General features: G+C 69.0%; 12 protein-coding genes. 3 read left to right on the forward strand and 9 right to left on the reverse strand.

What is annotated here, in order from left to right:
• Positions 1–63: 63 nt before the first annotated feature.
• A complete protein-coding gene (locus CEK29_RS08810; protein WP_094857866.1) occupies positions 64–636 on the forward strand; it encodes a GNAT family N-acetyltransferase in 573 nt (190 codons plus the stop codon).
• 34 nt (positions 637–670) lie between these two features.
• On the opposite strand, the gene CEK29_RS08815 is transcribed toward CEK29_RS08810, so the two are convergent.
• The 5 genes from CEK29_RS08815 to CEK29_RS08835 are packed head-to-tail and all read right to left on the reverse strand — an operon-like array spanning position 671 to position 6,842.
• Entirely contained in the window at positions 671–2,038 is a 1,368-nt protein-coding gene (locus CEK29_RS08815; protein WP_094857867.1) for a four-carbon acid sugar kinase family protein, read from the reverse strand.
• Positions 2,035–3,309 carry a ribulose-bisphosphate carboxylase large subunit family protein gene (locus CEK29_RS08820; protein WP_094799222.1) on the reverse strand — a complete coding sequence of 425 codons (1,275 nt, stop codon included), beginning with the start codon at positions 3,307–3,309 and terminating at the stop codon, positions 2,035–2,037. Before CEK29_RS08820 ends, CEK29_RS08815 begins: the two co-directional genes overlap by 4 nt.
• A gap of 10 nt (positions 3,310–3,319) precedes the next feature.
• The gene (locus CEK29_RS08825) at positions 3,320–3,859 is read right to left on the reverse strand and encodes a VOC family protein (protein WP_094799223.1); all 540 of its coding nucleotides are present in this window, start codon (positions 3,857–3,859) and stop codon (positions 3,320–3,322) included.
• A gap of 46 nt (positions 3,860–3,905) precedes the next feature.
• Complete coding sequence (locus tag CEK29_RS08830) at positions 3,906–5,801, reverse strand: TRAP transporter large permease (protein ID WP_094857868.1); 1,896 nt, start codon at positions 5,799–5,801, stop codon at positions 3,906–3,908.
• A gap of 21 nt (positions 5,802–5,822) precedes the next feature.
• Entirely contained in the window at positions 5,823–6,842 is a 1,020-nt protein-coding gene (locus CEK29_RS08835) for a TRAP transporter substrate-binding protein (protein ID WP_094799225.1), read from the reverse strand.
• A gap of 114 nt (positions 6,843–6,956) precedes the next feature.
• Here CEK29_RS08835 and CEK29_RS08840 point away from each other — a divergent pair, with 114 nt between their 5' ends.
• Positions 6,957–8,012, forward strand: coding sequence for a LacI family DNA-binding transcriptional regulator (locus tag CEK29_RS08840; RefSeq protein WP_094857869.1), 1,056 nt, complete (start codon positions 6,957–6,959; stop codon positions 8,010–8,012).
• A 13-nt stretch (positions 8,013–8,025) separates the two neighbouring features.
• Here the strand turns inward: CEK29_RS08840 and CEK29_RS08845 are convergent, their stop codons facing one another.
• A complete protein-coding gene (locus CEK29_RS08845) occupies positions 8,026–8,943 on the reverse strand; it encodes an alpha/beta hydrolase family protein (protein ID WP_094858004.1) in 918 nt (305 codons plus the stop codon).
• Between the two features lie 136 nt (positions 8,944–9,079).
• Here CEK29_RS08845 and CEK29_RS08850 point away from each other — a divergent pair, with 136 nt between their 5' ends.
• Positions 9,080–9,979 carry a LysR substrate-binding domain-containing protein gene (locus CEK29_RS08850; protein WP_094857870.1) on the forward strand — a complete coding sequence of 300 codons (900 nt, stop codon included), beginning with the start codon at positions 9,080–9,082 and terminating at the stop codon, positions 9,977–9,979.
• On the opposite strand, the gene CEK29_RS08855 is transcribed toward CEK29_RS08850, so the two are convergent.
• The 3 genes from CEK29_RS08855 to CEK29_RS08865 form a co-directional block, all read right to left on the reverse strand.
• Positions 9,976–10,155 carry a DUF3008 family protein gene (locus tag CEK29_RS08855; protein ID WP_094799228.1) on the reverse strand — a complete coding sequence of 60 codons (180 nt, stop codon included), beginning with the start codon at positions 10,153–10,155 and terminating at the stop codon, positions 9,976–9,978. The genes CEK29_RS08850 and CEK29_RS08855 overlap by 4 nt on opposite strands.
• Positions 10,156–10,246: 91 nt before the next feature.
• Complete coding sequence (locus CEK29_RS08860) at positions 10,247–10,729, reverse strand: GNAT family N-acetyltransferase (RefSeq protein ID WP_094857871.1); 483 nt, start codon at positions 10,727–10,729, stop codon at positions 10,247–10,249.
• A 4-nt stretch (positions 10,730–10,733) separates the two neighbouring features.
• Positions 10,734–11,414 carry a GntR family transcriptional regulator gene (locus tag CEK29_RS08865; protein WP_094799230.1) on the reverse strand — a complete coding sequence of 227 codons (681 nt, stop codon included), beginning with the start codon at positions 11,412–11,414 and terminating at the stop codon, positions 10,734–10,736.
• Positions 11,415–11,664 lie beyond the last annotated feature (250 nt).

Raw genomic sequence — 11,664 nt, forward strand, 5'->3', positions numbered from 1 at the left:
GCGGCGATGCTTGATTAATCGGCGTGCCGCCCTCATCTGCTCCTGTCACACAAGGAGCCCCGCATGTCGCTAAGCCCGCGCGAAATCACCCTGGCCACCGGCAGGCTGTTGCTGCGCCCCTTCGAGGCCGCCGATTTCCAGGCGTATGCGGCCTATCATGCATTGCCCGAGGTGTACCGCTACCTCTATGCGCCGGCACCCACCGGAGAGGCCTTGCGGGCGCAGTTCGATGCCTTGCTCGACGCGCCGTTCGAGAACGATGGCGATACGTTGCGGCTGGCCGTTGTTCGCGCGGAAGATGGCGTGCTGCTGGGCGAGGTGCTGCTCAAGCACGCGCAACGCGCGGCCTTGCAGGGCGAGGTGGGATACATCTTCGACCCACGCCATGCGGGCCGTGGCTACGCAACGGAGGCCGTTGCGGCGATGCTGGGTCTGGGTTTCGACAAGGTGGGACTGCACCGGATCTTCGCGCGGCTGGACGCGGCAAATGCCGGCTCCGTGGGCGTGGTGGAGCGGCTGGGCCTGCGGCGCGAAGCGCACCTCATCCAGAATGATCGCTATGACGGCGTCTGGGGCGACGAGTTCGTGTATGCCGTGCTGGCGCGGGAATGGGCGGCGCGGCGGGTCGCGCGCTGACGCGTACGACGCGGGAGGCCCGCGCCCCTGCGCGCTACGCCGCCACGGCGCAGGTCCCGTCGACCAGCGCGTCGAACAGTTGCTCGCCGCCCATCTGCCCGCCCTTGAGCATCAGCTCGATGCCGTTGGTGGCGGGGTCGTCGCCATGGCCCACGCTCACGGCCACGCCCGGCGCCAGGACCGAATGGAACGAAAGTCCCCACAGCCCCAATGCAAGCACGGCCTGACTCGAGGTGTCGCCGCCCGCGATGCCGATGCGGGTGAGGCCGTGGCCCGCGGCCGCACAGGCGCGCACGATGGCGGCCAGGAGGCCGGCCGTGGCCTGAGCCGTGGCGGCGGTCTGCTCGGCCGACGGAGGCTGTGCCGGCGCCAGCGTGTGGACCAGCGCGTGATGGCCGGCCGCGAGGAGGGCCGTGGCATCCATCGCGCATTGCCGCGCGTAGGCTGAATCCCGGGCGAGGCGCTCGGCGTCCACCGCGAGCCGCTGGTAGTGGCGCGCGGCCTCGATCTGTCGTGCGGTCACGGGCGACAGGCTGCCCGCCAGCATCAGCACCGGGCCCGCTGCCGGGCGCAGCGCACTGCCCTCGCCGCGCGGCCGGGGCGGGGCAGGGATCAGATCGGGGTCGGCCGCGATCGCGCGCGCCAGGGCCTGTTGCACGCTGCTCGCGCCCACGGCCAGCAACGGAGCGTGGCGCGCGGCCCGCCACATCAGACGGCCCAGCGGCGCGAGGTGGTGTTCGTCGGTCACATCCAGCAGCAGCGGACCCGAGGCCTCGCCGAGCAGTCGGTCGATCCACGGGTCGAGTCCGGCCGCTTCACCCGGGCCGCGCGGCGCGGGGTAGCGGGTGTGCGGCAGCGACATCACCCCGTGCAGCCCCTGGGCCTCGAGATGGCGCCGCAGGTCGGGCTCGTGCATCGGCGTCACGGGATGGCGGCTCATGACCGGATGCCGGTCGATCCGGTGAATCTCGGGCGCCGCGCCGGCTCGCGCGAAGAGGTGCGCGAAGCTGCAGTAGCGGCCGATGCTGGGTTGGCCCCCCACGATGGGCACGAGCGGATGCGGCGCGTACTGGCGCAGCACCTCTACCGCCTTGCCGATGCTGCCCACGTGAGGCGCGCTGTCGAAGGTCGAGCAGCATTTGTAGTGCAGGATGCGCGCGCCGGTGCCCGCCAGAAAACGCCCGACCTCGTGCAGCTCCGTCTCCATGCGCGCGGGTGTCATGCCGCGCGCGGCGCCCGCGATGCCGATGGCGTCCAGCGGCCCCACGGCGGCAAGCCGTGCGGGTGTCGGCACGCTCATGAACAGCAGGCTGCGCCAGCCCGCGCGCGCCACTTCGGCCAGCGTGTCGGTCGCGCCGGTGAAGTCGTCGCCGTACCAGGCCAGACGCGGGGGCATGCTCATGCCGCGCCGCCGAAGTGCGCCAGCGCGCGTTGCAGCGCGGGCGCCTGGGCGGCGTACTCGGCCAGCGTTTTGCCGGCGCGTACCGCATCCCAGGCGTCGCGAATGCTCTGCACGCCCGCGGCCGGGCCGTCGGGATGGGCGAGGATGCCGCCGCCCGACATGAACATCAGATCGTCGGTGTGCAAGGCGTCCCAGGTGGCGGGCACCGTGCCGGCCCACTGGCCCGACGAGAAGGCGGGCATGACGGCGTCGTCCAGGCCGGATGCGAGCGGCGCCAGGCAGTCGCGCGCCGATTCGACCACCTCGTCGTCGGTCTGCGAAAACTTACCCTGCAGGCCGTGTACGTGCATGTGGTCCACGCCGGCCAGACGCCACAGCACCTGATACGCCTGAAAGCCGATGCCGAGCAAGGGGTGCCGCGCCAGCGCGCCGTAGCCGTTGCGATGGCCGTGCAAGGCGAGCGGGGTGTGGCGTCGCAGCGTCTGGATCGCCGAATAGCCGCACCAGTTCAGGCTCGCCATGACGCATGAGCCGCCCGCGCGTTCGATCAGATCGGCATGCCGCAGCATGGCGTCGGTCTCATCGCTGATGTTGAAGGCCACCATCACGTCGCGCCCGGTGCGGTCGCGGTGCGCGCGCACGACCGCCATCACGGCCTCGACGCGCTGCGCCAGTGGCGCGTGCGCGGGATTGGCGCAGACCTCGTCGTCCTTGATGAAGTCCACGCCGGCCGCGCACAGCTGCGCGACCAGATGCGCGGTCTGCTCGGGCGACAGGCCGACGTTGGGTTTGATGATGGTGCCGACCAGCGGACCGCGGGCCACGCCGGTGGCGCGGCGCGTGCCGGCGATCCCGAGGCGTGGCATGTCGAACTGCGCACGGTAGTTCGACGGCAGACTCAGGCGCTCGAGCCGCAGCCCGGTCACCTCGCCCAGATCGTACAGATTGCCGCTGACCGTGGCCGCGAGCGTGGGCAGGTTCGCGCCGATATTGGCGGTCGGAAATGCGATGCGCACGCGCGCCCGCTGGTAGCGCGCCGCGTCCGGATGCTGGCGTTCGAGCCAGGCATTGGGCAGCGCGGGCCGGTCCGCGGCGTCGAGCAGCGTGATGTCTTCGACCACCGCGCGGGCGCGTGCCCGCAGCTCGTCGGTCTCGCCCTGCACGCGGGTGAACGTGCCGCACGACTGTTCGCCCGCCATCACTTCGGCGACGCGCGCCGGGTCCAGCGGGGTCTCGATCAGATACGTGGCGCGAATCATCTGGGAGTTCATGCGGCGGCGCTCACAGGGTTTTCAGGTCGGGGAACGCGCGCACCGGATCGCGGCCGTCCCAGCCCTGGGCGCTCGAGCGGATCAGGTCGAACAGCTTGCCCTTGGGGCCCGCCACTTCGGAAAGCTCGATCACGGTGCCGGGGTGGTATTCGGTATCGAAGTAGATGAAGCGGCCATTGGCGCCGACTTCGCCGCTCATCTTGGGCTTGAAGCCCTGCGCCAGCAGGCGCTCGAGGTCGGCGTCGTAGCTCTCGGTCCAGTAGGCCACGTGCTGCAGCCCGGTGCGGCCGGCGCGCAGGAAGTCGCGGTACATCGACGGCACGTCGTTGCGGGTCTGGATCAGCTCCACCTGCACGAAGCCCGAATTGGCCAGCGCGACGGAGTTGTGCGGCTCGTGGCGTTCGCCATCGTATTGATAGTTTTCGATCGGCACGCGCGGGTTGTAGTACCAGGGGCCCACGCCGAGCGTCTCGCTCCAGTAATGCATGGCGGCCTCGATATCGGGCACCACATAACCGAGTTGACGGATTTCACCCAGGAAACGGCTCATGTTGTCTGTTCTGCAAGAAGAGGGCGTCCGGACGGACGCCCGTTGATCATTTGAGGAAACCGATGGAGAACCACGGGAACGCGGCCACGATCAGCAGGCCCACCAGCAGCGCGCCGATGTAGCCCCAGATCGGGCGGATGCCTTCGTTGGGATCCACGCGGCTGATGGCGCAGGCGCCGTAGTAGCCGACGCCGAAGGGCGGTGCGAACAGACCGATGCCCATCGCGAAAATCACGACCATCGCGTAATGCACCTCGTGCACGCCGGCCTGCACCGCGATCGGGAACAGCAGCGGCCCGAACAGCACGATGGCGGGGATGCCTTCGAGCACGCTGCCCAGGATGATGAAGGCCACGATCGAGACGGCCAGGAAGCCGTAGGCGCCGCCGGGCATGTCGGCCATCAGCCTGGCCAGGTCGCCCGAGAAGCCCGACTGGGTGAGACCCCAGGCCATCGCCGTGGCGCAACCCACGATCAGCATGATGGCGCCCGACAGCGAGGCCGTCTCCACCAGCATGGGCTTCACGCGGCCCCAGTTGAACTGGCGATACACCAGCAGGCCCACCACCACCGAATACACCACCCCGATGGTCGAGACCTCCGTGGCGGTGGCCACGCCTTCCACCACGGCTGCGCGAATCACGAAGGGCAGGGCCACGGCCGGCAGCGCCACGATGAAGAGCTTGCCGATCTCGCGGGCGGCGTAGCGCTTGACCTGCGAGAGGTCTTCTTTGCGGTAGCGCCACCACACCACGGCGGCCAGCGCCAGGCCCAGCACCACGGCCGGCATCAGGCCGCCCGTGAAGAGCGCGGCGATCGAGACCCCGGTCACCGAGCCGATGGTGATCAGCACGATGGACGGGGGAATGGGCTCCGTCTGCGCGCCGGTGGCCGACAGCAGGGCGACGAGGTCGCCCGGTTTGGCGCCGCGTTTGCGCATCTCGGGGAACAGCACCGGCGCGATTGCGGCCATGTCGGCGATCTTGGAGCCCGAGATGCCGGACACCAGATACATCGCTCCGATCAGCACATACGACAGCCCGCCGCGCACGTGGCCGAGCAGGCTGGCGAGAAACTGGATCATGGCGCGCGCCATGCCGGTCATCTCGATCAGCGAGCCCAGGAAGATGAACAGCGGCACGGCCAGCAGCATCAGGTGCGACATGCCTTCATCGAGCCGGCCGACCATCACCACCATGGGCGTGTTGGTCGTGAGCGCCAGGTACGAGAAAGTGGCCAGTGCGAACGAGAAGGCGATGGGCACGCCGGTGAACACGGTGGCGGCCACGATGCCCACGAAGAAGATCACGAGATTGAGCTTGCCCAGCGGGGCGAACAGCGGCTGCGCCAGCCAGAACAGCGCGACGACGGCGGCGGCCAGGCCGAGGGCCAGCCCGACCTGGGACAAACGTTGCGTGCGCACCAGCTTGAGCAGCGCCACGATCGCCATCAGGCCCATGCCGACCGGCAGCGCCGCGGCGCGCCAGGCGTTGCTCAGCTCGAGCGCGGGCGTGATGATGAAGTGTTCTTCGTGGGCGTATTCGATGGCGGGGCCCAGCACCAGCACCAGGAACGCGAGCGACGCCGCGAGGGCCGCGACTTCGAGCCGCGCCCGCACGGCCGGGCGCACGTTGTTCACGAGGGCCGTCATGCGCATGTGCTCGCCGCGCCGCAGCGCCACCACCGCGCCCAGCATCGACAGCCACAGGAACAGGATGGACGCGAGCTCGTCGGACCACACCAGCGGGCTGTGCAGCGCGTAGCGCGCCACCACGCCGGCGAACAGCACGATGATCTCGATCAGGACGATGGCCGCGGCGACGTGCTCGACCACGGTGCCGAGCACGCTTTCGATACGGCCGGCCACGCGCGCGAGCGGGCCGTCGGGGGCGCCGGCGAGCGGTGCGCCGGGGGCGGCATGGCCGCCCGGCAGGGTGGTCATGGGCGTGCTCATCGCTCGCCCTTATGCCAGCTTGCCGACGGACTGCTCGAGCAGGCCCCAGGCTTCCTTGCCGAAGCGTTCCTGCCATTCCTTGTAGAACCCGGCGGTGCGCAGCTGCTCGCGGAAGCTGTCGGCCGACGGCTGGTTGAATGTCAGGCCCTTGCCTTCGAGGTCGGACTGCACAGAGGCGTTGAGTTTCTTGATGTCTTCGCGCTGGGCCAGGCCCGCTTCGTTGATCCCGCGCGCCACCACCGTCTTGAGGTCGGCGGGCAGGCCTTCCCACATGCGGCCGTTGGCGATGAACCAGTAGCCGTCCCAGATGTGATTGGTCAGCGAGCAGTACTTCTGCACTTCGTAGAGCTTGGCCACCTGGATGATGGGCAGCGGGTTCTCCTGCGCGTCGACCACGCGGGTCTGCAGCGACGAATAGACCTCGCTGAACTGCAGGCTGGCGGGCGCGGCGCCCAGGCCCTTGAACATCGAGATCGGCAGCGAGCTCACGGGCACGCGGATCTTCAGGCCGGCCATGTCGGCCGCGCTCTGTACCGGCGCCTTGCTGCTGGTGGTCTGGCGAAAGCCGTTGTCCCACATCTTCTCGAACGCATAGAGGCGGCGCTGAGCGATGGCCGCGCGCACGTGGGCGCCGAGTGCGCCGTCCATCGCGCCCCACACCTGGTCGTAGTCCTTGAAGGCGAAGCCGACGGCGTTGATCGCGGCCACCGGCACCAGCGTGGCGATCACCAGCGCAGAGGGCGTGAAGAAGTCGATGCCACCCGAGCGCACCTGCGCCAGCATGTCGGTGTCGCCGCCGAGCTGGTTGTTCGGGAAGATCTTGATGTCGACGCGGCCGTTGCTTTCCTTCAGGATGCGGTCGGCGGCTTCCTGGGCGCGAACGTTCAGCGGATGCGTGACCGGCAGGTTGTTGCCGTACTTCAGGTTGAATTCGGCCCCCTTGGCGATGAAGGGGAAACCGCCTGCCAGGGCGGCGGCGGGCACGGCGCACAGACGGCGCAAGGCGCTGCGACGGGTGATCAGCTTCATGTTGTCTCCAGATTTTTGATGTAATTTGATGTGCTTCTATGAGCCATCGCCCGATGCTTCTCGCAGGCTGTGTGCACAATAGGTGAGCCGCTACCGCAACGTCAAATCGGAAAAATGATGGATTCTGATGTGAAATCCAAGCCTTTACGCAGCCTCGCACGCCTGTCGGATGTAGCCGCGCTCGCCGGTGTTTCCACAGCCACCGCCGATCGGGTGCTGAACCGCCGGCCCGGCGTGCGCCAGGTCACGGCGCAGAAGGTGCTGCAGGCGGCGGCCGAGCTCGACTACCTCCCGGCCGAGGCCGATGTGTCGCCGGTGCGCGAGCCCATGCGGCTGGTGTTTCTGCTGCCGCGCGGCAGCAATCGCTTCTTGCGCATGCTGGGCGATACGGTGGGCTATGCCGCCGAACACGTCGCGCCGCTCAACGCGCGCTGCCAGGTGGAGTATGTGGAGAGCTTCAATCCCGATGCGCTCGCGCGTGCGCTGCTCAAGCGCGGACGCCGCGCCGATGGCATCGCGTTCATGGCGCTCGAGCATCCCGCCGTGCGCGAGGCAGTCGATACGCTGGCGCAACGCGGCGTGCCGACAGTGACGCTGATCTCCGATATCGCCAACTGCGCGCGCGCGGCCTATGTGGGGCTGGACAACCGCGCGGCGGGGCGCACCGCCGGCTATCTGATCGGCCGCTTCATCGGGCCCCGCGCGGCCCAGGTGGCCCTGATCGCCGGCTCGCGCCATTACCGTGGCCACGAAGAGCGCGAGGCCGGATTCCTGCAGCTGTATGCCGAGCGCTTCCAGGCCATGCAGGTGGTGGGACTGCGCGAAGGCTACGACGACGAACAGCGCAATTACGAGCAGACGCGGCAGCTCATCGAACAGTACCCGCAGCTCGCGGGCATCTACAACATCGGGGGCGCGTCCGATGGCGTGGCCCGTGCGCTCAAAGAGGCGGGCCTGCAGCATCGCGTGGTCTTCATCGGCCATGGGCTCACGCCCGATACGCGTGCGTTGCTGATCGATGGCACGATGGACGCCGTCATCACGCAGAGCCCGCTCGAGGCCTTGATGAATTGCGTGCGCATCTTCACCAACCTGCGCGATCGCCGCAGCCCCATGACCGGCGTCGAGTTCGCCCGCAGTCAGGTGATCTTTCGCGAAAACCTGCCCTGACGCGCGGGCCGGGCTAGGCGCTTGCCGGGCTCACCCGGCCCACGTGCCCGGCGGGCAGGCGGCCTTGCTCCAGCCATGCCAGCGTGAGCGGCCAGAGCGACGCGGCATGGCGCTCGTGAAACAGCGCGAAATGGCCGATCGCCGGTGCGCCGATGTCGGCCGGCGCGATGCGCAGCTGCGTGCGCGCGCACTGCCCGTAATGGGCGAGCAGCCGGTCGAGGGCCGCCTCCGTGCCGAACGGATCGTCTTCGAGACCGATCGCCAGCATGCGGGCGCGCAGATGCGAGAACGCCACGGCGGGCGGCGAGGTCCGCATGCTGGGCCGCTGGCGATAATCCGGCCGCGCGCTGCTCCAGTCGCGCACCACGCCAGCTGGCGTGTCTTCGAGCCAGCCCAGCCGTTTGCCCGGAAAATAGCCGCACAGCCGCGTGAGCAGCGGCATCAGGACATGCCAGCGCCACCACATTGCGTGGCGTTGACGCGGCGCGTAGTCGCGCCAGTAGGCGTATTGGGCGGCGACCGTCACCGCGTGCCTGACACGGGCGGCATTCGCCGCCAGGCCGAGCGCGCAGCCGCCGAAGCTGTGCGCGACCACGTCGACCGGCACGTCATCGTGGCGATGCGCGACCTGGCGCAGCACCGCGTCGCAATCGAGCGCGCCCCAATCCGTCCAGCTCGCGTCCAGACCGCGCAGGCCCGTGGCCGGTCGCGACAGGCCGATGCCGCGATAGTCGTAGGTGTAGACGTCGCGGCCGCGCGCGTGCAGCCATGCCGCGTAGCGCGCGTAGTAGCGGCTGTGTACCGCCGTGGCGGCATTGATCACCACTACGGGCGCGCGTTCGCTGCGGGGATGGAGCCAGCGCGTGCCGTGGATCACGTAGCCGTCGCGCGCGGGCGCGGTGAAGGATTCGGGTGAGGGGCGGGCAGTCATGGTCGTGGCGGGCGGGGCCGTCATCAGGATGAGAAAGACGAATGCGTAAAGCCATTACATCCGGCTATAAATGCATTCTCAACTGAGAAATCGGGGCACTCGCATGCGTAACGGGAATGTGAACGACGCGGCGCGTATGGCACGACTGCCGTCGCTGGACCTGCTGCGTGGCTTCGTCGCCGTGGGACGGCGCATGAGCATCACGCTCGCGGCCCAGGATCTCTTTCTGACCCAGTCTGCGGTCAGCAGGCAGGTGGCGGCGCTGGAAGCGGCACTGGGCGTGGCGCTGCTGGTGCGTCGGCATCGCGCCGTGGAATTTACGCCGGCCGGGCGGCAGCTGTTCGAGGTCGCCGACGCGGCCCTGGACGATGTCGGGCGCTGCGTGCGTGCGCTGAGGCAGGAGGAGGCGCAGCGGCCCGTGACGATCACCGCGAGCGTGGGCGTGACCGGGCTCTGGCTGTTGCCACGCTTGAGTGCGCTGCAGGTGGCGCTGCCCGACATCGACGTGCGGCTGTCGGCGGATAACCGTCTCAATGATCTGCGCGCGGAAGACATCGATCTGGCGATCCGATATTGCCGCGCGGAGGACGCGCCGCCGGGCGCGGTCCGGCTGTTCGGCGAGACGATCGCGCCGGTGGCGCATCCGGCGCTGGGCCTGCGCAAGCTGGGGTCGGCGCGCGCGCTACGCGAGCTACGGTTGCTCGATCTGGACGACGCGATTCATCCGCAGCTGCGCTGGCAGGCGTGGCTGGACGCGCGCGGCTGGTCCGCGGCCGCGCACGCCGGGTTTTCGCGTTTCAATCAGTACGATCAGGCGATTCAGGCGGCCCTGGCCGGGCAGGGCGTGGCGCTGGGCCGGCTGGAGCTGCTGCGTGCACAGCTGGAGAGCGGCCTGTTACGGGTCACGGAGGCGCCCGCCAGCCCCGCCCCGTTGTCGCATGCCTATTGGCTTTTGCAGGCCAGCGACCCGCCCGCGCAGGCGCGGCCCGCGGTGAGGCGCGTGGCCGACTGGATCCGGGCGCAGACGGCCGGCTAGACGTGGTCCGGCTTGCCCTTGCGCTTGGTCGAGGCGAAGTCCTCGAGCTCCTTCTTGGACATGGATTCGTACATCTGCTTGGACGCGCCCTTGAGCTCGCCCTTGGGACGCTCACCTTTCTTGGCCGAGAGCGCCGCTCCGGCGGCCATTTGCTGAGCCTTGGATTTCGCTGGCATATCGTGCTCCTGGAGTGATGCCGCACGTCGCTGTGCGGTGTCCGGAAGGGCAGCATGCCGCGTGCCTGCCCGCAGGCGCACCCGGGGCGGTTCAGTCGCGCCGCAGGTGCAGCAGGGGATATGGCCGACCCGCCGCATCGACGGCCGATCGACCGATCTGCCCGAAACCGTAATGAAGGTAGAAGCCCAGCGCGCGGGGATTCTGCTCGTTCACATCGACATCCAGTCCGCCGTGCCGCGCGCGGGCGTGATCGAGCAGGGCGGTGCCGGCGCCACGACCCTGCGCCGCAGGATCGATGAACAGCATTTCGACCTTGGCGTAGGCCGGCGGGGGCGCGTCGGCGCCGGGCAGGCCGAGCCCCGAGAAGCCCAGCAGCGCGCCATGTTCGTCGTGCGCCAGCCAGACCTGCACCGCGGGCAGGTAGACGTCGCGCACGAGGGGATGGAGTTCGGCGATGGCCGCCGAATCGAGAAAATCATGCGTGGCCAGCACGGACCGCAGCCAGAGCTGCGCCAGCACGGTGGCGGGCGGGGCCGCTTCCTGGCCGGCCTGCCACGGGGTAATCGTGATCATCCGTTCAGCTCAGCAGGGCCGCGACCAGATCGCCGTCGCGGTCGCCGGGCTCGGCGAAGTCCAGCGCGGCCTGCGTGTGGTGCAGGTGCTCGTGCATCAGCGCGCAGGCGCGTTCCACCTCTCCGGCCTCGGCCGCCAGCAAAAAGGCCTCATGCTCCTGCGACGAGCAGTTGGCGTCGTGCTGCGTCTGGTAGAGCGCGGTAATGACCGCGCTGCGGGCCAGCAGCTCGCGCAGCATGTCGGTCAGTACCGAATTGCCCGCGATGTCGGCGAGCAGCAGATGGAAATCCGACAGCAGCTGGTTGCGCAGCGGCACGGTGCCCGACTCGATGGCCGCACGCTCGCGCTTGAGATGCTCGCGCAGGCGGCGGTAATCGGCGGGACGGGCCCGCGACACGAACTCGCGCGCCACGGCGGCTTCGAGAATCGCGCGCACCGCGTAGACCTCGCGCGCCTCGTTGGCGTCGGGCTTGCTCACGAAGGCGCCCTTGTCCGGCACGATGTTGATCAGCTTGTCCTTGGACAGCATCAACAGGGCGGCGCGGATCTTGGTGCGGCTGACCGCGTAAACGCGGGCGAGTGCCTCTTCCCGCAAGCGGGTGCCGGGCGGCAGGCGGTGCGAGACGATGGCTTCGGCCAGGGCGCGCGCAATGTCTTCGGCGCTGGGATCGGGGGTGGACGACATCGGATGCTGCAAAAACGCGGCCGGCAGGCCGCAGGGCAGGCCAGTCTAGCAAAAAGCGCGCAAAGATTGGGCACAGGTTTGGGTTGTCATTAATTGCATACAAAACTTGAATACGATAGAGTGGCTGCAACTTTGACCGGTGGCCCGCCGTTCCTGCTTTCGACTCGATCGCCGATCCGCGCCGATCCAGGTTTGCAGCCCGGCACCGGGGGCCGCCGCCCGTCCCGTCGCTTCGCAACCCACCCCTCGG

Source organism: Bordetella genomosp. 5 (assembly GCF_002261475.1).
GTDB lineage: Bacteria > Pseudomonadota > Gammaproteobacteria > Burkholderiales > Burkholderiaceae_B > Bordetella.